Source organism: Bacillus sp. MRMR6 (assembly GCF_001940785.1).
Taxonomy (GTDB): domain Bacteria; phylum Bacillota; class Bacilli; order Bacillales; family Cytobacillaceae; genus Neobacillus.
In genome coordinates this window covers 40452-61962 of the sequence record NZ_MSLS01000029.1, presented here as the reverse complement: position 1 = coordinate 61962, position 21511 = coordinate 40452, and the positions used below count along the sequence as shown (strand labels likewise).

24 protein-coding genes, 1 rRNA gene and 2 other annotated features are annotated in these 21511 nt (G+C 39.5%); all 25 genes read left to right on the top strand.

Going from position 1 to position 21511, the window contains the following annotated elements:
• Positions 1-181: 181 nt before the first annotated feature.
• The 25 genes from rrf to BTR25_RS20780 all read left to right on the top strand — a co-directional run bounded on the left by rrf (position 182) and on the right by BTR25_RS20780 (position 21501).
• Positions 182-298, top strand: a 5S ribosomal RNA gene (gene rrf, locus BTR25_RS20900).
• Positions 299-653: 355 nt separating this feature from the next.
• Positions 654-1115: a CtsR family transcriptional regulator gene (locus BTR25_RS20895; RefSeq protein ID WP_075689963.1), complete on the top strand. Its 462-nt coding sequence runs from the start codon at positions 654-656 to the stop codon at positions 1113-1115.
• Between the two features lie 27 nt (positions 1116-1142).
• Complete coding sequence (gene mcsA / locus BTR25_RS20890) at positions 1143-1691, top strand: protein-arginine kinase activator protein McsA (protein WP_075689962.1); 549 nt, start codon at positions 1143-1145, stop codon at positions 1689-1691.
• A gap of 1 nt (position 1692) precedes the next feature.
• Entirely contained in the window at positions 1693-2763 is a 1071-nt protein-coding gene (gene mcsB, locus BTR25_RS20885; protein WP_075689961.1) for a protein-arginine kinase McsB, read from the top strand.
• Positions 2764-2780: 17 nt separating this feature from the next.
• Positions 2781-5222: an ATP-dependent protease ATP-binding subunit ClpC gene (clpC, locus tag BTR25_RS20880; protein ID WP_075689960.1), complete on the top strand. Its 2442-nt coding sequence runs from the start codon at positions 2781-2783 to the stop codon at positions 5220-5222.
• A gap of 97 nt (positions 5223-5319) precedes the next feature.
• Positions 5320-6699, top strand: coding sequence for a DNA repair protein RadA (radA, locus tag BTR25_RS20875; RefSeq protein WP_075689959.1), 1380 nt, complete (start codon positions 5320-5322; stop codon positions 6697-6699).
• Between the two features lie 4 nt (positions 6700-6703).
• Positions 6704-7777, top strand: coding sequence for a DNA integrity scanning diadenylate cyclase DisA (gene disA / locus BTR25_RS20870; RefSeq protein ID WP_075689958.1), 1074 nt, complete (start codon positions 6704-6706; stop codon positions 7775-7777).
• 174 nt (positions 7778-7951) lie between these two features.
• A complete protein-coding gene (locus BTR25_RS20865) occupies positions 7952-9037 on the top strand; it encodes a PIN/TRAM domain-containing protein (protein WP_075689957.1) in 1086 nt (361 codons plus the stop codon).
• Between the two features lie 64 nt (positions 9038-9101).
• Positions 9102-9785, top strand: a complete 684-nt coding sequence (gene ispD / locus BTR25_RS20860) for a 2-C-methyl-D-erythritol 4-phosphate cytidylyltransferase (RefSeq protein WP_075689956.1) — start codon at positions 9102-9104, stop codon at positions 9783-9785.
• A 15-nt stretch (positions 9786-9800) separates the two neighbouring features.
• Positions 9801-10283, top strand: coding sequence for a 2-C-methyl-D-erythritol 2,4-cyclodiphosphate synthase (ispF, locus tag BTR25_RS20855; RefSeq protein ID WP_075689955.1), 483 nt, complete (start codon positions 9801-9803; stop codon positions 10281-10283).
• Positions 10284-10364: 81 nt separating this feature from the next.
• The gene (gene gltX, locus BTR25_RS20850) at positions 10365-11822 is read left to right on the top strand and encodes a glutamate--tRNA ligase (RefSeq protein ID WP_075689954.1); all 1458 of its coding nucleotides are present in this window, start codon (positions 10365-10367) and stop codon (positions 11820-11822) included.
• 58 nt (positions 11823-11880) lie between these two features.
• Positions 11881-12107, top strand: a binding site (T-box leader).
• Between the two features lie 67 nt (positions 12108-12174).
• Positions 12175-12837 carry a serine O-acetyltransferase gene (gene cysE / locus BTR25_RS20845; RefSeq protein WP_075689953.1) on the top strand — a complete coding sequence of 221 codons (663 nt, stop codon included), beginning with the start codon at positions 12175-12177 and terminating at the stop codon, positions 12835-12837.
• On the top strand, positions 12827-14224 hold the full coding sequence (cysS, locus tag BTR25_RS20840) for a cysteine--tRNA ligase (protein ID WP_075689952.1): 1398 nt from the start codon (positions 12827-12829) through the stop codon (positions 14222-14224). Before cysE ends, cysS begins: the two co-directional genes overlap by 11 nt.
• A 3-nt stretch (positions 14225-14227) precedes the next feature.
• Complete coding sequence (locus tag BTR25_RS20835; protein ID WP_075689951.1) at positions 14228-14653, top strand: Mini-ribonuclease 3; 426 nt, start codon at positions 14228-14230, stop codon at positions 14651-14653.
• Positions 14650-15393 carry a 23S rRNA (guanosine(2251)-2'-O)-methyltransferase RlmB gene (rlmB, locus tag BTR25_RS20830; RefSeq protein WP_075689950.1) on the top strand — a complete coding sequence of 248 codons (744 nt, stop codon included), beginning with the start codon at positions 14650-14652 and terminating at the stop codon, positions 15391-15393. Before BTR25_RS20835 ends, rlmB begins: the two co-directional genes overlap by 4 nt.
• Before the next feature lie 2 nt (positions 15394-15395).
• Positions 15396-15905: an NYN domain-containing protein gene (locus tag BTR25_RS20825; RefSeq protein WP_075689949.1), complete on the top strand. Its 510-nt coding sequence runs from the start codon at positions 15396-15398 to the stop codon at positions 15903-15905.
• Between the two features lie 63 nt (positions 15906-15968).
• Positions 15969-16625, top strand: coding sequence for an RNA polymerase sporulation sigma factor SigH (gene sigH, locus BTR25_RS20820; protein WP_483295276.1), 657 nt, complete (start codon positions 15969-15971; stop codon positions 16623-16625).
• Between the two features lie 254 nt (positions 16626-16879).
• Entirely contained in the window at positions 16880-17026 is a 147-nt protein-coding gene (gene rpmG / locus BTR25_RS20815) for a 50S ribosomal protein L33 (protein ID WP_075689966.1), read from the top strand.
• 47 nt (positions 17027-17073) lie between these two features.
• Positions 17074-17256: a preprotein translocase subunit SecE gene (gene secE, locus BTR25_RS20810; protein WP_075689947.1), complete on the top strand. Its 183-nt coding sequence runs from the start codon at positions 17074-17076 to the stop codon at positions 17254-17256.
• A gap of 181 nt (positions 17257-17437) precedes the next feature.
• On the top strand, positions 17438-17971 hold the full coding sequence (nusG, locus tag BTR25_RS20805; RefSeq protein ID WP_075689946.1) for a transcription termination/antitermination protein NusG: 534 nt from the start codon (positions 17438-17440) through the stop codon (positions 17969-17971).
• A 224-nt stretch (positions 17972-18195) separates the two neighbouring features.
• On the top strand, positions 18196-18621 hold the full coding sequence (gene rplK / locus BTR25_RS20800; RefSeq protein ID WP_026565509.1) for a 50S ribosomal protein L11: 426 nt from the start codon (positions 18196-18198) through the stop codon (positions 18619-18621).
• Positions 18622-18725: 104 nt separating this feature from the next.
• Entirely contained in the window at positions 18726-19424 is a 699-nt protein-coding gene (gene rplA, locus BTR25_RS20795) for a 50S ribosomal protein L1 (protein WP_075689945.1), read from the top strand.
• Between the two features lie 54 nt (positions 19425-19478).
• Positions 19479-19622 (top strand) — a sequence feature (ribosomal protein L10 leader region).
• A gap of 43 nt (positions 19623-19665) precedes the next feature.
• Entirely contained in the window at positions 19666-20166 is a 501-nt protein-coding gene (gene rplJ / locus BTR25_RS20790) for a 50S ribosomal protein L10 (RefSeq protein ID WP_075689944.1), read from the top strand.
• Positions 20167-20338: 172 nt separating this feature from the next.
• Entirely contained in the window at positions 20339-20698 is a 360-nt protein-coding gene (rplL, locus tag BTR25_RS20785) for a 50S ribosomal protein L7/L12 (RefSeq protein ID WP_075689943.1), read from the top strand.
• Positions 20699-20901: 203 nt separating this feature from the next.
• The gene (locus BTR25_RS20780; protein WP_075689942.1) at positions 20902-21501 is read left to right on the top strand and encodes a class I SAM-dependent methyltransferase; all 600 of its coding nucleotides are present in this window, start codon (positions 20902-20904) and stop codon (positions 21499-21501) included.
• Positions 21502-21511: the final 10 nt, after the last annotated feature.

Genomic DNA, 21511 nt, shown 5'->3' with positions numbered 1-21511 from the left:
GCGTTGGAGGGCCGGCACTACAAATCCTTCACTTTGGATTTGTAGAGACGGACCGAAACGAAAGAAGAGTTAGGAGCCGAAGCTGGACAAAACATAGCAATATGAGTAAGGTGAACTTGGTTTTACAAAACTTCTTCTACATTATCTAGTTTTGAGGGAATGAAACCTCAAACTAAAATAGTCTGGTAATTAAGGCGAGAAGGCCACACCCGTTCCCATACCGAACACGGAAGTTAAGCTTCTCAGCGCCGATGGTAGTTGGGGCAGGCGCCCCTGTGAGAGTAGGACGTTGCCAGGCAAAAAGAAAAGACAATCCTTTACGGGGTTGTCTTTTTTTGTTGATTAACGTAGATAAGTTCCTAGTGCCCTCATTGCCCAACCTAAGTTAGGTTGTACTTTTTTAAAAAATAAGTCAAAATCAAAGTTAATTTACCTGGTTACAGCAGTTCAGTTAAGAATATATCTTATACTTTGATAAGCATCCTCCTCAATAAAACACTTCATAGATTTTTAAATCCCCAACTATAATTAGATTAGCAGGTTTTGTAACCGCGAGATTTGGAGAAAATCATTAGTAGCAATATGTTTGCAACTAAGTAAAATTTTCAGTATAATTAAAGTCAAATATAGTCAAAGTCAGAGGGGGTGGGAAGATGAGAAACATCTCCGATATAATCGAAAAATATCTAAAACAGGTTTTAGAAATGAGTGAGCTAGAGCATGTAGAGATAAAACGTAGTGAAATTGCTGATAAGTTCCAATGTGTACCCTCGCAAATTAATTATGTGATCAATACTAGATTTACAATTGAGAGAGGATACGTCGTCGAGAGTAAACGAGGCGGTGGAGGGTATATCAGGATTATGAAAGTTCAATCTCTAGATTCAGCCCATTTAATTAATCACCTTATATCACTCATTGATAATCGAATAAGTCAATCAAGCGCAGAAGACGTGATATTTAGACTTGTACATGAGGAAATTATTACAAAACGTGAAGCTAAAATCATGCTAAGTGTTATTGACCGCTCTGTTTTATATATTGATCTTCCATTCCGAGACGAATTAAGAGCAAGAATGGTGAAAGCCATGCTGACCACATTAAAATATAAATAAACTATCACAGCTTGAGAGGTGAAACTAATGATTTGCCAGGAATGCAATCAAAGGCCTGCAGCACTTCATTTTACAAAAATTATCAACGGTGAAAAAACCGAAGTGAACCTTTGTGAAGTTTGTGCACAGGAAAAAGGCGATATGTTTATGTTTGCAGGAGGCTCTGGATTTAATTTTAACAATCTACTGGCAGGGCTGTTAAATATTGACCCTGCATTTCAAAAGCCAAATCAAAATAACTTTCATCAAGAAGAAATCCTGCAATGTAACCATTGTTTAATGACATTTCCACAGTTCATAAAAGTTGGGCGGTTTGGGTGCTCACATTGTTATGAGGCATTTAACGAGCAGCTTCCACCCGTACTAGGAAGACTTCATAGCGGGAATTGGTCCCATCATGGAAAGATACCTAAACGAATTGGGGGAGGCATTCACCTTCGCAAACAAATAGAAAACCTAAAGAGTGAATTAAAGAATTTAATCTCACAAGAAGAATTTGAAAAGGCAGCCGAGATACGTGACGAAATACGTGTCCTTGAAAAGAAGCTAACGGGCAGCCATATGGGAGGTGAATAACGTGTCTCTAGAACGCTTTATCAATCAAGCGATGAGCTCTTGGATGAGCGAGGAGGGGCCTGATTCAGATATAGTCCTTAGTTCCAGAGTCCGTTTAGCTCGAAACTTTGAAGAATATAAATTTCCAACATTATTTTCAACTGAAGAAGCACAAGCAATTATCTTAAAAATGGAAGAGATTTTAGAGTATTCGGGATTTAAAAATTTTGGACCAATGGAATTATTGAAAATCGGCGAAGTACAGCCTTTACAAAAGAGAGTACTTGTTGAAAAACATCTCATCAGTCCTAATCTCGCGGAAGAATCGCCATATGGGGCTGTTCTGCTAACTGAAAATGAAGAAGTAAGCATTATGATTAATGAAGAAGATCACATCCGGATTCAATGTTTATTTCCCGGTTTGCAATTAACAGAGGCCCTAGCTGCAGCTAATGAGATTGATGACTGGCTGGAAGGACATATACAGTATGCATTCAATGAAAAGCATGGTTATTTAACCAGCTGCCCAACAAATGTTGGGACAGGGCTTCGTTCCTCAGTCATGATGCATCTGCCTGGACTTGTTTTAACACAGCAGTTTAATCGAATCATCCCGGCCATTAACCAGCTTGGTCTAGTGGTAAGAGGTATTTATGGTGAAGGAAGCGAGGCGCTTGGCAACATTTTTCAAATCTCTAACCAAATTACTCTCGGCAAGTCAGAAGAGGATATCTGTAATGATTTAGAAGGTGTTGTCAGCCAGTTAATTTCACAAGAAAGGTCAGCTCGTGAAGCATTACACAAAACTTCTAACATACAATTAGAAGATAGAGTATTTCGATCCTATGGGGTGTTAGAAAATAGCCGAATTATTGAGACGAAAGAAGCGGCTAGATGCTTATCTGATGTCCGGTTAGGAATTGATATGGGATACATCGAAAATATTTCAAAAAGCATTTTAAATGAATTAATGATATTGACTCAGCCTGGCTTTCTTCAGCAATATGCTGGGGGTCATTTAAGACCAGAAGAAAGAGATATTAGAAGGGCTGCACTGATTCGAGAACGATTAAAAATGGAGCAAGCAAAATAGGTGAGGAGGAAGAGATTATGATGTTCGGTCGTTTTACTGAGAGAGCTCAAAAGGTATTAGCGTTAGCACAAGAAGAGGCAATTAGATTAGGACATAATAATATCGGAACTGAGCATATTTTATTAGGCTTAGTCCGAGAAGGCGAAGGAATCGCAGCCAAAGCACTTTATGGACTTGGTTTAGGTGCTGAAAAGATTCAAAAAGAAGTTGAATCTCTTATTGGAAAAGGGCAAGATGCTACCCAAACTATTCACTATACACCTAGAGCTAAAAAGGTAATTGAACTTTCAATGGATGAGGCACGTAAGCTTGGTCATTCATATGTCGGCACTGAACATATCCTGCTTGGATTAATTCGAGAAGGCGAAGGCGTGGCTGCCAGAGTCCTAAATAACTTGGGTGTCAGCCTTAACAAGGCCCGCCAGCAAGTGCTTCAATTATTAGGAAGTAATGAATCAGGAGGACATCAGGGCGGGGCATCAGCAAATGCTAACACACCTACGCTTGATAGTCTTGCAAGAGATTTAACGGCGATAGCTCGAGAAGGAAGTCTCGACCCTGTTATTGGGAGAAGTAAAGAAATTCAGCGGGTTATTGAAGTACTGAGCCGCCGTACAAAGAATAATCCAGTTTTAATTGGCGAACCTGGTGTTGGTAAAACAGCTATTGCTGAGGGTCTTGCACAACAAATAGTCACAAATGAAGTACCTGAGATTCTACGTGATAAGCGCGTGATGACGTTAGATATGGGAACCGTGGTCGCTGGTACTAAGTACCGTGGCGAATTTGAAGACCGTTTGAAGAAGGTAATGGATGAAATCCGTCAAGCAGGTAATATTATTCTCTTTATCGATGAGCTTCATACTCTAATCGGAGCTGGAGGAGCAGAGGGGGCAATTGACGCTTCCAACATCCTAAAACCATCTCTTGCTAGGGGAGAACTTCAGTGTATCGGTGCCACTACGCTTGATGAATATCGTAAATATATTGAAAAAGATGCTGCGCTAGAGCGTCGTTTCCAGCCAATTCGTGTAGATGAACCGACTGCGGAAGAATCAGTACGAATCTTAGAGGGTTTGCGTGATCGCTATGAAGCACATCACCGCGTTTCGATTACTGATGCAGCGATAGAAGCAGCTGTTAAGTTATCTGATCGTTATATTTCTGATAGATTTTTGCCGGATAAGGCGATTGATTTAATTGATGAAGCAGGCTCAAAGGTACGACTTCGCTCTTATACTACTCCTCCTAACCTTAAAGAATTAGAAGTTAAGCTTGAGGAAGTACGTAAAGAAAAGGATGCGGCTGTACAAAGCCAAGAGTTTGAAAAGGCAGCTTCATTAAGAGATACAGAGCAACGTCTCCGAGAGCAGCTGGAAGATACGAAGAAAACCTGGAAAGAAAAGCAAGGAAAAGAAAATAGTGAAGTGACAGTTGAAGATATCGCCAGTGTTGTATCAAGCTGGACTGGAATTCCTGTTTCGAAGTTAGCTCAAACAGAAACAGCGAAGTTATTAGACTTGGAGAATATCTTACATTCCCGTTTAATTGGTCAAGAGGAAGCTGTTATAGCTGTTTCAAAGGCTGTTCGCCGTGCTAGAGCGGGACTAAAGGATCCGAAACGTCCGATTGGTTCATTTGTTTTCTTAGGCCCTACCGGGGTTGGGAAAACAGAGTTGGCTAGGGCACTTGCAGAAGCCATGTTCGGTGATGAAGATGCCATGATTCGTATTGACATGTCAGAGTACATGGAAAAGCACTCAACCTCAAGATTGGTTGGTTCGCCTCCTGGTTATGTAGGATATGAAGAGGGCGGTCAGTTAACCGAAAAGGTTAGAAGAAAGCCATATTCTGTTATTTTGCTAGATGAGATTGAAAAAGCTCATCCTGATGTATTTAATATTTTGCTTCAAGTACTTGAAGATGGCCGTTTAACAGATTCTAAAGGCAGGACTGTTGATTTTCGTAACACGGTTCTAATCATGACATCCAATGTTGGAGCAGAAGCATTGAAACGGAATAAATATGTTGGATTTAATATCCAAGATGGTGAGCAGAATTATAAGGATATGAAGGGCAAGGTAATGGAGGAATTAAAGAAAGCCTTCCGTCCAGAATTCCTAAACCGAATCGATGAGATTATCGTTTTCCATGCATTAGAGAAAAAGCATCTTGAAGAAATCGTTACGCTTCTATCTGACCAGCTTGTAAAACGTTTAAAAGAGCAGCATATTTCTCTAGAATTAACAGAGGCCGCCAAGGGCAAGATTTCTGTTGAGGGATATGATCCGGAATATGGAGCGCGTCCACTTCGTAGGGCTATTCAGAAGCATATTGAAGATCGACTATCTGAAGAATTGCTTAAAGGTACAGTGCTTACTGGCCAGCATGTTATTATTGATGTTGAAGACGGTGATTTCTTAGTAAGGACAGCTGAACAGACAACTTTAGCGAAATAAGTACAATATATACTTAAAGGACAACTAACAGGGATACACGTTAATAAGTTTGATCGTGTATCCCTTTTTGTATTATGGGTACGGAAGGAAGACAGGTATGGCAAAACGTAAAACAAAGTTTATTTGTCAGGAATGCGGCTATGAATCAGCTAAGTGGATGGGGAAATGCCCAGGCTGCGGCCAGTGGAATAAAATGACGGAAGAAGTTGAGGTGACAGGAGGAAATAGACGAGGGGCATTTGCTCATTCACAAGGGGGGACAGTACTCTCCAAACCAACTCCTATTACAGCGATTGAAATGATGAGTGAACCAAGAATACTTACAAAACTAAATGAGCTAAACCGTGTACTAGGCGGAGGGGTTGTCAAGGGTTCATTAGTATTGATTGGAGGAGATCCGGGCATTGGGAAATCCACTCTCCTGCTGCAGGTTTCATCACAGCTAGCTAACAAAGGAAATCAGGTTCTGTATATTTCTGGTGAAGAGAGTTTAAGACAAACAAAGCTTCGTGCTGAAAGATTAGGAATCTCCTCCGAAAATCTCCTTGTCTATGCCGAGACTAATCTAGAAGAAATCAACAAAACGATTGAAAACAGTAATCCAAGCTTTGTGATAATCGACTCTATTCAAACAGTTTTCCATCCGGATATAACGTCAGCACCTGGCAGTGTTTCTCAAGTACGTGAATGTACTGCTGAATTAATGCGGATTGGAAAAACGAAAGGAATTGCCATCTTTATCGTAGGCCACGTTACAAAAGAGGGGTCTATTGCAGGCCCTAGGCTGCTTGAACATATGGTGGACACGGTTTTATACTTTGAAGGTGAACGACATCATACTTATCGAATATTACGCGCAGTAAAGAATCGCTTTGGGTCTACAAATGAGATGGGTATTTTTGAGATGAAGGAATTTGGACTTGAAGAGGTGGCCAATCCTTCAGAAATTTTTCTAGAAGAAAGATCGCAAGGGGCAGCAGGTTCGACGGTTGTTGCTTCAATGGAAGGAACACGCCCTGTCCTGGTTGAAATACAAGCACTAATTTCACCGACAAGTTTCGGTAATCCGAGAAGAATGGCGACAGGAATCGATCATAATCGTGTGCCTTTGTTAATGGCCGTCTTGGAGAAACGAGTAGGAATGTTGCTTCAAAATCAAGACGCTTACTTAAAAGTCGCTGGTGGGGTAAAACTAGACGAACCAGCCATCGATTTAGCAATCGCTGTGAGTATTGCTTCGAGTTTTCGAGATAAGCCAACGAGGGCAACTGATTGTATTATTGGCGAAGTGGGTTTAACCGGTGAGGTAAGAAGGGTATCAAGAATAGAACAACGCGTCCAAGAAGCCGCCAAGCTAGGTTTTGAGAGGGTTATCCTACCTGCGAATAATTTAAGCGGCTGGAAGGGACCAAAAGGAATTGAACTGATTGGCGTTTCTTCTGTAAGTGAAGCACTGAAGGCAGCGTTGGGAGGTTAACAGGATGGAGAATAAGAAGCTTGGGGAACAGAATGTTAGTGATGTATTGCAGTTCCTTGCCCCTGGAACACCGATTCGCGAAGGCATAGACAATGTTTTAAGGGCGAATACAGGCGGCCTCATTGTAGTTGGATATAATGAAAAGGTGAAAGCTGTAGTAGATGGCGGATTTCAAATTAACTGTTCATTCTCACCTAGCTTTCTCTATGAGTTGGCCAAAATGGATGGTGCCATTATCCTTAATGACACAGGTAATAAAATTCTAATCGCGAATGCCCAGCTTGCTCCTCATTCTGATATACCAGCGTCAGAAACAGGCATGCGCCATCGAACCGCTGAAAGAGTGGCAAAACAAACGAAGGCTCTTGTGATTGCCATATCCCAGAGAAGGAACGTTATTACTTTGTATCAGGGTAATTTCCGTTACGCCCTAAAAGATATTGCGGTTATTTTAACAAAAGCAAATCAAGCCATTCAAATGCTTGAAAAATATAAGTCAGTATTGGAGCAGAGAATCTCTAATTTAAGTATTCTAGAGCTTGAGGAGTCTGTTACCTATAGTGATTTTCTCCTTATTCTTCACCGGTTTGAAATGGTTTTAAAAATTAAGAATGAGCTTTTAGCTTATTTGAATGAGCTTGGTACAGAAGGGAGATTGATTCGTTTACAAATGAATGAAATTCTGACGGATTTGGAAGAAGAGACGGTCCTTATTATCAAGGATTATGCTTTCGCGAGGGATCTTAAAGCCTGGGATGTCTTACACCGAATGCAAACTTTGTCTATTAATGGCACCATTGAAGATGGTGTTTTGCTAAAAATGATGGGTTATCATGGATATGTTCATCTAGATGAATCTAAACCTCCTAGGGGTTACCGAATCCTAAATAAAATACCACGGCTACCAGGTGTAATTATCGAAAACTTAATCTCAGCTTTCGGAGAGCTTTCCAAAATAGCATCTGCTACTGTTGATGAGCTGGATGATGTGGAAGGAATTGGTGAGGTCCGAGCTAAGAAAATTAAAGAGGGCTTTAAACTAGTCAAAGAACGGCTTTACACCGAACGACAGCTTTAAGTTGTTTTTTTAGGACTTCTGTCCATTTGACACGAAAATTTTCCAGTGCTACCCTATGAGGAGAAATACTAAAGGTTTTTAGTCTAGCAAAAGGTCTAAAAAATTGGAAAAATAATCAATAATCAAGGTTTCATTTCTGATAATATGTTTATAATGAATAGAGGAGGTGATGGAATGTTAAAACGAATTGTGCAAGCCTGTTTTCTTATTACCGGAGGCACGCTGGGAATACTATTGATTCCGCAATTATTAACATTAATTAAGTTTGACGACATTCCGATAATCAGCAACTCATATGTAACGGCTATATTAGGTGCAATTATCTTTTATCTTATAACTTTTTGGGCTGTAGATTACGTACTTGATTTTATTGGATGGGCCGAAGATTCATTAATGACAATACCTGTAACCGATGTTATTTTTGGAAGTTTTGGATTAATATTTGGATTATTGGTTGCTTTCTTAATTGGGTTTGCCCTCAATGCCGTTCAAGTTCCTATTCTAAATGCAGTCGCTCCTATTTTGCTGACATTATTGTTTGGTTATCTTGGTTTTAAGGTTGGTTTTAAAAAGCGTGATGAACTTTTGAATCTCTTTGGCAGCCGAGGGAAGAAAAAAACAGGTGAAGATGAAAGTGACAATCCCAGCGGCCAGTCCTTAAAGATTTTAGATACAAGCGTCATCATCGATGGTCGTGTAGCGGATATCTGCCAAACAGGTTTTTTGGAGGGGACAATTGTCATTCCGCATTTTGTCCTTGAAGAATTACAGCATATTGCTGATTCCTCAGATGTCCTTAAACGTAATCGTGGAAGACGGGGCTTGGATATTTTAAATCGAATTCAAAAGGAATTAGCGATGAAGGTTGAAATTTATGAAGGTGACTTTGAAGAAATTCAGGAAGTTGACAGTAAACTGGTGAAATTAGCGAAACTGACAAATGGTATGCTAGTTACAAATGACTTTAATCTAAATAAAGTATGTGAGCTCCAGAATGTTTCTGTGTTAAATATTAATGATTTAGCCAATGCAGTTAAACCAGTGGTCTTACCAGGTGAAGAATTAACGGTACAAGTTATTAAAGATGGTAAAGAATATCACCAAGGTGTAGCATATCTTGATGATGGAACGATGATTGTAGTTGAAGAAGGCAGAGAGTATATTGGTAAAAGAATAGAAGTTCTAGTCACAAGTGTCCTGCAGACATCTGCTGGCAGAATGATCTTTGCTAAACCGAAATTATTGGAAAAAGCATTATAATAATAGTAAAAAGCGCCTTTTACCAAAGGCGCTTTCGCTAGATAGATAAGAATGGGGTTTTACTATGACTTATCAGGTCATTATCCCGGCTGCTGGCCAAGGGAAGAGAATGGGAGCAGGTAAGAATAAGCTCTTGTTAGAGCTCGATGGAATACCTGTATTAATTCATACGTTAAAAGTTTTTGAAGAAGATGAGTTATGTGAAGGAATCGTGCTAGCGATTAATCCTCATGACGAAATAGAATGTAAAGCATTACTAGTTCAATATCAGGTGCAAAAGGTGTTAAGGCTAGTTCCTGGAGGCAAGGAACGCCAGGATAGCATCTACCAGGCATTAAAAACAGTAAAAACGGAAGGGATTGTTCTCGTCCACGATGCGGCCCGTCCGTTTATCCTAAAGTCCCATATTCATCGCTTAGTAAGAACGGCAAAAGAAACGGGTGCGGCGATTATAGGTGTTCCTACAAAGGATACGGTGAAGATGGTGCGAAACAATGTGGTCGTTGACACTGTTGAGCGATCGAGCTTGTGGGCTGTTCAAACCCCGCAGGCTTTTCGTATTTCAATTCTGTTAGAGGCCTATATTCAGGCGGAAAGAGATCAATATATTGGTACAGATGATTCAAGCCTAGTAGAAAGATTAGCTTATCCTGTTACAATCGTTGAAGGGGATTACGATAATATAAAATTGACTACACCCGAGGATGTGTTCTTTGCTGAAGCAATTCTAAAGAAAAGAATTTATTAAAAGGAGTATATATATATGTTTCGAATTGGACAGGGTTTTGATGTACATCAGTTAACAGAAGGACGCCCTCTAATTATCGGAGGCATTAAAATCCCATATGAAAAAGGTCTGTTAGGTCATTCTGATGCTGACGTTTTATTACATACGATTTCTGATGCTTGTCTTGGTGCTATTGGTGAAGGTGACATCGGCAAGCATTTTCCAGATACAGATCCCAATTTTAAAGATGCAGATTCGGCAAGGCTTATGGAGCATGTTTGGGGTCTTGTGAAAGAAAAAGGGTTTGAGCTTGTTAATGCGGATTGTACAATCATTGCCCAAAAACCAAAAATGCTTCCTTATATTGGTCAAATGAGAGAGCGGATTGCAGGATTGCTAGAAGCATCTTCAGAACAGATTAACGTTAAAGCAACGACAACTGAAAGACTCGGATTCACTGGACGCGGAGAAGGGATAGCCGCTCAAGTTGTTGTTTTGTTAAAAAAGGTTAACATTTAATCTTTTAAGCAGGAAAACACAGTGATAGAATAAATCAGAATAAAATAAATCATGTTTTTTTTACTGGAGGCAGTTATTTATATGTCAAATGAAGTTCGTGTAAGGTATGCTCCAAGTCCAACAGGACATTTACATATTGGAAATGCCCGTACTGCGTTATTTAATTATTTGTTTGCCCGCAATAAGGGTGGGAAATTTATTATCCGCATTGAGGATACTGATAAAAAACGAAATATTGCAGGCGGAGAAGAGAGTCAGTTAAAATATTTAAAATGGCTTGGAATTGACTGGGATGAAAGTGTGGATGTAGGCGGTGAATATGGTCCATATCGGCAATCAGAAAGAAATGATATGTATCAAACCTACTACAATCAATTACTAGAAAATGGCCATGCTTATAAATGTTATTGCACAGAAGCGGAACTTGAAGCAGAGCGTGAAGCACAATCTGAACTAGGGGATACTCCTCATTATTCAGGGAAGTGCCGTCATTTAACCCCAGAAGAACGTGCTAAGTTGGAGAGTGAAGGCCGTGAGCCTAGTATTCGAATTCTTGTGCCAGAAGGGAAAACCTACACGTTTAATGATATGGTAAAAGGCGAGGTTTCATTTGAATCCGAGGGAATGGGTGACTGGGTCATCATTAAGAAGGATGGGACACCTACTTATAACTTTGCTGTTACAGTGGATGATTATCTAATGAAAATTACTCATGTTCTTCGTGGTGATGACCATATTTCTAATACTCCTAAGCAATTGATGGTGTATGAAGCACTAGACTGGGCGCCGCCGATTTTCGGACATATGACATTAATCGTGAACGAAAGCAGAAAGAAGTTAAGCAAACGTGATGAATCAATTATTCAGTTTATTGAACAGTACGAAGAATTAGGTTACCTACCTGAAGCGTTATTTAATTTTATCACTTTATTGGGATGGTCTCCAACAGGGGAAGAAGAGATTTACTCTAAAGAGGAATTTATCGAAATTTTTGATGCAAATCGCCTGTCGAAATCTCCAGCCCTGTTCGATAAACAAAAGCTTACTTGGATGAACAATCAATATATGAAAAAAATTGATGTTGACCGTCTCCTAGAGCTTTCCTTACCGCATCTGATTAAAGCTGGCCGCCTAACGGAAAACATGACTGACGAAGAACATCATTGGACTCGAGGTCTAGTATCACTTTTGCAAGAAAAAATGAGCTTCGGAGCTGAAATTGTAGAGCTTTCTGATATGTTCTTCAAAGAAGAAGCAGAATATGAAGTGGACGCAAACGAAGTACTATCAGGTGAACAAGTTCCTGAAGTATTAAAGGCTTTCCTAGACCAGCTTAATCAAATGCCAAGCTTTAAAGCGGAGGATATTAAAGCAGCAATGAAGGCTGTTCAAAAGTCAACGGGACAAAAAGGAAAAAATCTCTTTATGCCCATCCGTGCAGCTGTATCAGGTCAAACTCATGGCCCAGATCTTCCACAGGCCATTGAGCTTTTAGGGAAGTCTAAGGTACAAATGAGAATTAATAAAATTATTGGTTAACATTGAAGCAAAAATATAATATAGTAAAAGAAACAAGAAAAAGTACTAATTTTATAAAAGCAAAGTGTTGAAGAGGAAAAGTAGAATAGGAAGCTTCAAAGAGAAAACCATCACCGGCTGAAAGTGGTTTAAGCCTCTCTTATTTGAAAATGCACCTCAGAGCCCCATTTCGAAAAGAATGCTCTTAGTAGATATGGGCGGAACCTTCCGTTAACAGGTTAGAGTGAGGCCAAGAAGAAAGATAATGGTCTAATCAGAGTGGAACCACGCCCAAGCGTCTCTGTCTTTATGACAGAGGCGTTTTTTATTGTATGTAAATAATATTAGGGTTATTTATTAAGGGGGAAATGGAATGTTCAAAAGAATGAAAGAGGATATTGAGGTTGTTTTTGAGCAGGATCCTGCGGCTAGGAGCAACCTTGAAGTGATCCTCACTTACTCAGGTTTACATGCGATTTGGTCTCACCGCCTGGCCCATGCATTTTTTAAACGAAAATTTTATTTCATTGCTAGGGTCATATCTCAAATTAGCCGTTTTTTCACAGGAATCGAAATTCATCCTGGAGCAAAAATAGGCAGAAGGCTCTTTATAGACCATGGTATGGGAGTCGTCATAGGGGAAACCTGTGAAATAGGAGATAATGTAACGGTGTTTCAAGGTGTAACACTAGGTGGAACTGGAAAAGAAAAAGGAAAACGGCATCCTACTATTAAGGATAATGCCTTAATTGCCACAGGTGCCAAGGTTCTAGGTTCTATTACCATTGGAGAGAATTCAAAAATTGGCGCTGGGTCAGTTGTTTTGAAGGAAGTTCCAGCTAACTCAACGGTAGTGGGCGTTCCAGGGAGAGTTGTGATTCAAGATGGACAGAAAATTAATCGCAATTTAGATCATTGCAATCTTCCAGATCCGGTTGCTGACCGTATTTTAGAAATGCAAAATGAATTATCGCTTTTAAAGCAAGAGCTGCATGACTTGAAGCAAGAAAGGAGCACAGTGAAAAATGGCAATTAAACTTTATAATACACTAACACGTAAGAAAGAAGAATTTGTCCCGTTAGAAGAAGGTAAGGTAAAAATGTATGTTTGCGGTCCAACTGTTTATAATTATATTCATATAGGAAATGCGCGTCCTGCCATTGTATTTGATACAGTACATCGATATTTAGAATACCGCGGCTATGATGTCCAATATGTGTCAAACTTTACAGATGTAGATGATAAATTAATTCGGGCTGCCAATCAGCTCGGTGAGGATGTCCCGACAATCGCAGAACGTTTTATTAATGCTTACTTTGAGGATGTATCTGCATTAGGATGCCAGAAGGCGGATGTTCACCCGCGAGTTATGGAAAACATGGATATTATTATTGAGTTCATCAGCCAGTTAATTGAGAAAGGCTATGCTTATGAATCAGAAGGAGATGTGTACTTCCGTACTAGACACTTTAATGAATACGGCAAGCTTTCTCATCAGTCAATTGATGAATTGCGAGTAGGAGCAAGAATAGAAGTTGGAGAAAAGAAACAGGATGACCTTGATTTTGCACTGTGGAAAGCGGCTAAGGATGGGGAAATCTATTGGGATAGTCCATGGGGAATTGGCCGTCCGGGCTGGCATATTGAATGCTCGGCAATGGCAAAGAAATATCTAGGTGAAACGATTGATATTCATGCCGGTGGACAGGATTTAACTTTCCCGCATCATGAAAATGAAATTGCTCAGTCAGAAGCTTTAACAGGAAAGCCTTTTGCAAACTACTGGATGCACAATGGCTACATTAATATTGATAATGAAAAGATGTCAAAATCCCTGGGTAACTTTGTTCTAGTACATGATATTATCAAGCAGCATAACCCACAGGTGTTAAGATTCTTCATGTTGTCGGTTCATTATCGGAACCCTATTAACTACAGTGAAGAACTGCTGGATAGCACAAGGGCAGCTTTTGATAGAATAACAACCTCTTATCAAAATTTAAAGCACCGCAGAGAAGCGAGTTCAAATTTGACCAATAATAATCAGGAGTGGCTCGAGAAAATAGCTGCTTTAGAAGATGAGTTTGTTAAAGCCATGGATGATGATTTTAATACGGCAAAAGCCATTTCAGTTATATTCGACCTTTCAAAACTTGCAAATTATTATCTGCTAGAAAAAAACACATCTGTAGAAGTTATTAATACGTTTACCAGCCAATTCGAACAGTTTTATCAGGTGTTAGGCTTAAAGCTTGAAACTGAGGAAATGCTGGATGAGGAAATCGATGCATTAATTGAAAAGCGAAATCAAGCTAGGAAAGATCGGAACTTTCAGCTTTCTGACCAAATTAGAGATCAATTAAAGGAAATGAATATCATTTTAGAAGACACTCCACAAGGAACAAGATGGAAAAGAGGCTAATTCATGCTTGATTATCAAGAAAATATTGATGCTAAACAACTGAATAGTCTTGCGCTTGCATATATGGGGGACGCCGTATATGAAACCTATGTACGGCGGCACCTTCTCCAAAGTGGAAGGGTAAAGCCAAATCACCTGCATCGTGAAGGAACAAGATATGTTTCAGCAAAGGCACAATGTCAGGTTCTCTTTAAGATGATGGACGAACAGCTGCTGACAGGAGAGGAGCTTGCTGTTGTCATGCGAGGGCGGAATGCCAAATCAGGGACAGTGCCTAAAAATACAGATGTCCAAACCTATCGGTACAGTACTGCATTTGAGGCGCTAATGGGATACTTGCATTTAACAGACAAAGAGGAACGATTAGAAGAGCTGATTCTAAAGTCATTTTCATTTGTTGAAGAAAAGAAAGGAGGAACAGAAGCATGAACCCAGAATACATCGTTGGAAAAAACCCAGTTATGGAAGCACTAAAATCTGAACGTGACATAAATAAGATTCTCATTGCAGAATCATCGCAGCGGGGGCAAATGCAGCAAATCATCCATTTAGCGAAGGAAGCGAATGTACTTGTTCAATTTGTTCCAAAGAAAAAGATTGATCAAATATCGGATGAAAATCACCAAGGAGTCCTTGCTTATGTTGCTGCCTACCAATACGCTGAAATGGATGATTTGTTCGCGGCAGCTGAGAAAAAGAATGAACCTCCTTTCTTTTTGCTATTAGATGAGATTGAAGACCCACATAATCTTGGGTCGATTATGAGAACAGCAGATGCTGTAGGGGCTCACGGGATTATTATTCCAAAAAGGCGAGCAGTAGGCTTAACGGCTACAGTAGCAAAAGCTTCTACAGGTGCAATCGAATACATACCAGTTGTCCGCGTCACAAATATGGCTCGAACCATTGATGAATTAAAAGAGCGTGGTATTTGGATTGTTGGTACGGATGCAAAAGGGAAACAAGATTTTCGTCAAATAGAGGGTACCTTGCCGCTTGGGCTTGTCATCGGCAGTGAAGGAAAGGGTATGGGCCGGCTAGTAAGAGATAAATGTGATTTTTTAATAAACCTGCCAATGGCTGGTCATGTTACATCATTAAATGCATCTGTAGCGGCAGCATTGTTAATGTATGAGGTGTACCGTAAAAGGCATCCTCTAGAGGGATAAAAATGGATATACTGCTTGTCGATGGATACAACATTATTGGAGCTTGGCAAGAGTTAAGGGCTTTAAAGGACAGTGATTTACCTGCCGCTCGTGACCGACTGGTGGAAAGAATGGCTGAATATCAAGCCTATTCGGGTTATCGTGTTATTGTAGTTTTCGATGCTCATTATGTTCAAGGGACGGAAAAAAAGTATAAAAATCACCAGGTTGATGTGATTTTTACAAAGGAAAATGAAACAGCGGATGAGCGGATTGAAAAATTAGCGATTAGCTTGAATAATCGTAGGACCCAAATTCATGTAGCAACCTCTGATTTCACAGAACAATGGGCAATTTTTGGACAAGGGGCATTAAGAATTTCAGCTAGAGAACTTCTAGTTGAAGTAGAGCAGGCCCAAAAAGGGATTGAAAAGAACGTCAAGCAAATACAAGAGAAAAAACCCGTTACTAAAATCCCGATTAGTGCAGAAATTGCAGAAATTTTCGAAAAGTGGCGCAGAGGACAGAAGTAAGCGTTGACGCTGGAAATTTTTTTACTGTATACTAGTATTATCTATGCTTGTTCGGTGGAGGGGATCTACGTGAGTACGGACTATGGGACAAAAATCAACGACCAATTTTTCACGATGGAAGACGAGGAAATTGTTGATTTGGTACATCAAGGTAATAGTGAAGCGTTGGACTATTTAATCCACAAATATCGAAATTTTGTTCGTGCAAAAGCAAGATCGTATTTCTTAATTGGTGCGGATAAGGAAGATATTGTCCAAGAAGGCATGATTGGCCTATATAAAGCCATTCGTGATTTTCGTGAGGACAAGTTGACATCATTTAAGGCATTTGCGGAACTTTGTATTACCCGTCAGATTATTACAGCAATAAAAACAGCAACAAGGCAAAAACATATTCCTTTAAATTCCTATGTTTCATTGGACAAGCCCATCTATGATGAAGAATCGGATCGGACGTTAATGGATGTGATTTCTGGTGCAAAGGTATTAGATCCAGAGGAATTATTCATTAACCAGGAAGAGTTTGATCATATTGAAGTAAAGATGACCGAACTTTTAAGTGATCTAGAGCGAAAAGTATTAGCGTTATATTTAGATGGTCAATCATATCAGGAAATATCTGAAGAGTTGAACCGACATGTTAAATCCATTGATAATGCCTTGCAGCGTGTCAAAAGGAAGTTGGAACGATATTTAGAAATCCGGGAATTTAGTCTATAATTCATAATTATCCCGCATTACTTGGGAGTAATAACCCCATTTCAAGACTTAGAGGAATCGGAGAAGAATAAGTGTGGGATAAACTGCCCGTAAAAGCCCGATAAATTCAACTAACCATCAGTGGGGGAGGAAGTACCCCACTGTTAGAAGGTTTCATTTATATCTTTTGTTTGAATCCGCTCTCAGGAACAGTTGACATAATTATATGGTCATGTTACATTTTTAAGGATATAATAGACGGATGGTGTCGAATGATGACAAAAAAGACAATCCTGGCATGTTCCGAATGTGGTTCTAGAAATTATTCAACTGAACAAAGTCAAAAGAACATAGAACGGTTAGAAATAAAGAAATTCTGCAAAACATGCGCTTCACATACAATCCACCGTGAAACCAAGTAGTTTCAAGGTATGGCAATGTTAAACCGATTAGTTGGAGGTTACTTAAAATGCAACGCTTAAAGAAATTCTTCAGTGATGTTTTTCGTGAGATGAGAAAGGTTAGCTGGCCAAAGCGTAAAGAGCTAACTCGTTATACAGCGATTGTTTTATCAACAGTTGTCTTCTTCACAGCGTTTTTTGCTGTTATTGATTTAGGAATTTCCACTTTGATTCGTCTGATTCTTGAATAATGATCGTTGATTCATGGTATAATGGTAAATAATACAGGAAATTTTATGTAAAGCCCGTTTAACGGGTTTTTTAATTTGTCAAAAAGTAAACTGGCTCAGTGCCCAAATACGTGGAGCTGGATATTAATTTTATCGATACTTATTATAATATATGGGGAGGGACGGACATTAGTCCTCTTGAATGGAAAAAAACTGGTATGTTGTGCATACTTATTCTGGCTATGAGAATAAGGTAAAAGCCAATTTAGAAAAGCGTGTTGAATCGATGGGGATGTCAGATAAGATTTTCCGTGTCGTTGTTCCGGAAGAAGAAGAAACCGAAATTAAAAATGGCAAAAAGAAGGTAGTTAAACGTAAAGTATTCCCAGGGTATGTATTGGTTGAAATTGTCATGACCGATGATTCTTGGTATGTGGTTCGAAATACACCAGGTGTAACAGGTTTTGTCGGTTCGGCAGGATCAGGCTCTAAGCCTACACCGTTGCTTCCAGAAGAAGTAGTAGGTCTTCTGAAACGAATGGGTGTTGAAGAAAAGAGAATTGATGTTAACTATGAAATCGGTGAAACAGTACGAGTGAATGAAGGTCCATTTACAAACTTCACTGGAACAGTCGAAGAAATGGATAAAGATAAAGCTAAGCTTAAGGTCCTTGTAAACATGTTTGGTCGAGACACCCCAGTTGAGCTAGATTTCACACAAATCGAAAAACTTTAATCCTCGCGAAAAGTACAAGATAGTATTGAAGTTTAAAGAAAAATAAACTGATATTGTAAAAAAACTTGAAATCCACTTTAAATAGTGGTAATATTTCATAGGTCAGTATGTCTCTTGTGAGACTAGACTTTTGATAAGATCTTTATCTTTATATAAAGACAGATACCTGAGTGGGAGGGCAAAGACCCTATTACCACATCACGGACTTTAAGGAGGTGTGTCTCGTGGCTAAAAAAGTAATTAAAGTTGTTAAATTACAAATCCCTGCTGGGAAAGCGAATCCTGCACCACCAGTTGGACCTGCACTAGGTCAAGCCGGTGTTAATATCATGGGATTCTGTAAAGAATTTAACGCTCGTACAGCAGATCAAGCTGGATTAATCATTCCTGTTGAAATCACGGTTTTTGAAGACCGTTCATTTACATTTATTACGAAAACTCCTCCTGCTGCCGTTCTTTTGAAAGTAGCAGCTGGAATCCAATCTGGTTCTGGTGAACCAAACCGTAATAAGGTAGCAACAGTTAAGCGTAATACAGTACGCGAGATTGCGGAACAGAAAATGCCTGACCTAAACGCAGCAAGCGTTGAAGCAGCAATGCGCATGGTTGAAGGTACTGCACGCAGCATGGGTATCGTTATCGAAGACTAATCCGTGTGAACTGTTTTCTTGTAATGAAGGGGGTTGCGTTACTAGCGCAACCTTTATTCGTGGGAGGTTATTCCGTTAAAACCACAATCTAGGAGGAAATAAAAATGGCTAAAAAAGGTAAGAAGTATTTAGAAGCTGCTAAGCTTGTTGATAACACAAAAGCTTATCCAGTTGCTGAAGCAATCGAACTTGCAAAGCAAACAAACTATGCTAAATTTGACGCGACACTAGAAGTTGCATTCCGTTTAGGAGTGGATCCTAAGAAAGCTGACCAACAAATTCGTGGTGCAGTAGTACTTCCTAATGGAACTGGTAAGACTCAACGCGTATTAGTATTCGCTAAGGGTGAAAAAGTGAAAGAAGCAGAAGCTGCTGGTGCAGATTTTGTTGGCGATGCAGAATACATCAACAAAATCCAACAAGGTTGGTTTGACTTTGATGTAATCGTAGCGACTCCTGACATGATGGGTGAAGTTGGTAAACTTGGTCGTACATTGGGGCCTAAAGGTTTAATGCCAAACCCTAAAACAGGTACAGTAACTTTTGATGTGACTCGTGCGATAAACGAAATCAAAGCTGGTAAAGTTGAATACCGTGTTGATAAAGCTGGAAACATCCATGTGCCAATCGGTAAATCATCTTTCGAAAACCAAAAGCTTGTTGAAAACTTCAACACTGTTTTTGAAACAATGTTAAAAGCGAAACCTGCTGCTGCAAAAGGAACCTACATGAAGAACGTAACTGTTGCTTCAACAATGGGTCCTGGTGTGAAGGTTGATGCTTCATCTGTTTCAGCAAAGTAATTTTTACCAATTGACATTCCAAAATACATCTAATATAATGTATTTTGTTGTTTAATTTAATAAACATTTGTACTTAAGACAGCAGGTGCGTATATGCTTAATTCCCTGCCGAGGTAATGCGATAAAAATAGCTGAACCATTCAGTTGTTATATTCAGCCTCCATGTCTAGCTCGATATGGAGGCTTTTATTTGCCTAACCTAACCTGGTATAAATGTAGAAAATCTACAGGAGGTGTAAAGATGAGCAGTGTAATCGAACAAAAAGTTCAAATCGTTGATGAAATCACGGCTAAATTAAAAGCTAGTGTTTCAACAATCGTAGTTGACTACCGTGGGCTAACTGTTGCAGAATTAACTGAACTTCGTAAGCAACTTCGTGAAGCTGGTATCGAATTTAAGGTTTACAAAAACTCTATGACTCGTCGTGCGGCTGATGCAGCTGAGCTTTCAGCATTAAATGTTGCATTAACTGGTCCGAACGCAATCGCGTTCAGTAACGAAGATGTAGTAGCACCTGCAAAAATTCTTAACGACTTTGCGAAAAAGCATGATGCACTAGAAATTAAAGCTGGTGTGATCGAAGGCAATGTTGCAACAGTTGAAGAGGTTAAAGCGCTTGCTGAACTACCTTCACGCGAAGGCTTGCTGTCTATGCTACTCAGCGTACTACAAGCTCCAATCCGCAATCTTGCTCTTGTTACAAAAGCTGTTGCAGAACAAAAAGAAGAACAAGGCGCATAGAAAAGCGGAAGCGCCTTGCCCAGGGGCGACCGGCATAAGACGAGCCGGCTAGAGGCTGTCTTTTAGCCTTCTTATTGGATTGGCTTATGACCCGAGCTCCTAGGCGCTGCAGCTAGACAATCGTACTTGTAAACAAAATATAATGGAATGAAAACTAAGGAGGAAAATTAAAATGACTAAAGAACAAATCATTGAAGCAGTTAAATCTATGACTGTTTTAGAATTAAACGATCTAGTAAAAGCAATTGAAGAAGAGTTTGGCGTAACTGCTGCTGCTCCAGTAGCAATGGGCGGAGCAGCTGTTGCAGCTGTTGAAGAACAAACTGAATTTGATGTAATCCTAGCTAGCGCTGGCGATCAAAAGATTAAAGTTATCAAAGCAGTACGTGAAATCACTGGTTTAGGTCTTAAAGAAGCAAAAGACCTTGTTGACAACACACCAAAAGCTGTTAAAGAAGGCGTTTCTAAAGAAGAAGCTGAAGAAGTTAAAGCTAAGCTTGCTGAAGTTGGAGCAAACGTTGAAGTTAAGTAATAACCATGAAAAGCGGAAGCCCTTAGGCGCTGAAGCTGGACAAATAAAAAAGCTCGCTATATAAGCGAGCTTTTTTTGGCTTAAATCATTATTCTTTCCCCGTTTATCTTCTATAAAATGTGGATTTCGTTTTTTACTTTATTTATTTTAAGGTTTAATGCGTGCAGTAAACCCCTAACACTTTTCTATTGGAGGTGAGTCTAATGTCTGAACACTATTATTCACGTACCCAAAAGGTAGAAAGTGACCCTAAGTACTGGGAATTTACCCTAAGAAATAATCTCTTCCGCTTTAAAACAGATAATGGTGTGTTTTCAAAGAAAGAAGTAGATTTCGGCTCTAGATTATTAATAGAAGCTTTTAATTTGCCGGAGGTAGAGGGTAATGTACTGGATGTAGGCTGTGGGTATGGGCCAATCGGACTTTCGGTTGCAAAAGGGTATCCTAATTGTACAGTTCATATGGTTGATATTAATAACCGGGCAATTGAACTAGCGAAAGAAAATGCTGAAAAAAACCAGGTTACAAACGTGATGATTTATGAGAGTGACCGGCTGTTAAATGTATCGGAACATGGGTTTGCAGCTATTTTAACAAATCCTCCAATCAGAGCAGGAAAACAGATCGTACATGATATCCTTGAACAAGGTTTTGAACATTTAGTTCCTAAAGGAGAAATGTGGGTAGTAATACAAAAGAAACAAGGTGCACCGTCTGCAATTGAAAAACTAAAAGATTTATTTACCACAGTAGAAACTATTGATAAGTCAAAAGGGTATTTTGTTATAAAAGCTATAAAGTAAACTCTCCGAT

What these genes read in the sequence shown, in the direction of transcription:
- rplJ (WP_075689944.1), top strand. Translation starts at nt 19,666, where the DNA reads ATGAGCAGTGTAATCGAACAAAAAGTTCAAATCGTTGATGAAATCACG.
- rplA (WP_075689945.1), top strand. Translation starts at nt 18,726, where the DNA reads ATGGCTAAAAAAGGTAAGAAGTATTTAGAAGCTGCTAAGCTTGTTGAT.
- BTR25_RS20895 (WP_075689963.1), top strand. Translation starts at nt 654, where the DNA reads ATGAGAAACATCTCCGATATAATCGAAAAATATCTAAAACAGGTTTTA.
- BTR25_RS20865 (WP_075689957.1), top strand. Translation starts at nt 7,952, where the DNA reads ATGTTAAAACGAATTGTGCAAGCCTGTTTTCTTATTACCGGAGGCACG.
- cysE (WP_075689953.1), top strand. Translation starts at nt 12,175, where the DNA reads ATGTTCAAAAGAATGAAAGAGGATATTGAGGTTGTTTTTGAGCAGGAT.
- clpC (WP_075689960.1), top strand. Translation starts at nt 2,781, where the DNA reads ATGATGTTCGGTCGTTTTACTGAGAGAGCTCAAAAGGTATTAGCGTTA.
- radA (WP_075689959.1), top strand. Translation starts at nt 5,320, where the DNA reads ATGGCAAAACGTAAAACAAAGTTTATTTGTCAGGAATGCGGCTATGAA.
- rlmB (WP_075689950.1), top strand. Translation starts at nt 14,650, where the DNA reads ATGAACCCAGAATACATCGTTGGAAAAAACCCAGTTATGGAAGCACTA.
- secE (WP_075689947.1), top strand. Translation starts at nt 17,074, where the DNA reads ATGCAACGCTTAAAGAAATTCTTCAGTGATGTTTTTCGTGAGATGAGA.
- gltX (WP_075689954.1), top strand. Translation starts at nt 10,365, where the DNA reads ATGTCAAATGAAGTTCGTGTAAGGTATGCTCCAAGTCCAACAGGACAT.
- rplL (WP_075689943.1), top strand. Translation starts at nt 20,339, where the DNA reads ATGACTAAAGAACAAATCATTGAAGCAGTTAAATCTATGACTGTTTTA.
- ispF (WP_075689955.1), top strand. Translation starts at nt 9,801, where the DNA reads ATGTTTCGAATTGGACAGGGTTTTGATGTACATCAGTTAACAGAAGGA.
- cysS (WP_075689952.1), top strand. Translation starts at nt 12,827, where the DNA reads ATGGCAATTAAACTTTATAATACACTAACACGTAAGAAAGAAGAATTT.
- BTR25_RS20825 (WP_075689949.1), top strand. Translation starts at nt 15,396, where the DNA reads ATGGATATACTGCTTGTCGATGGATACAACATTATTGGAGCTTGGCAA.
- nusG (WP_075689946.1), top strand. Translation starts at nt 17,438, where the DNA reads ATGGAAAAAAACTGGTATGTTGTGCATACTTATTCTGGCTATGAGAAT.
- BTR25_RS20780 (WP_075689942.1), top strand. Translation starts at nt 20,902, where the DNA reads ATGTCTGAACACTATTATTCACGTACCCAAAAGGTAGAAAGTGACCCT.
- disA (WP_075689958.1), top strand. Translation starts at nt 6,704, where the DNA reads ATGGAGAATAAGAAGCTTGGGGAACAGAATGTTAGTGATGTATTGCAG.
- BTR25_RS20835 (WP_075689951.1), top strand. Translation starts at nt 14,228, where the DNA reads ATGCTTGATTATCAAGAAAATATTGATGCTAAACAACTGAATAGTCTT.
- ispD (WP_075689956.1), top strand. Translation starts at nt 9,102, where the DNA reads ATGACTTATCAGGTCATTATCCCGGCTGCTGGCCAAGGGAAGAGAATG.
- rpmG (WP_075689966.1), top strand. Translation starts at nt 16,880, where the DNA reads ATGACAAAAAAGACAATCCTGGCATGTTCCGAATGTGGTTCTAGAAAT.
- mcsA (WP_075689962.1), top strand. Translation starts at nt 1,143, where the DNA reads ATGATTTGCCAGGAATGCAATCAAAGGCCTGCAGCACTTCATTTTACA.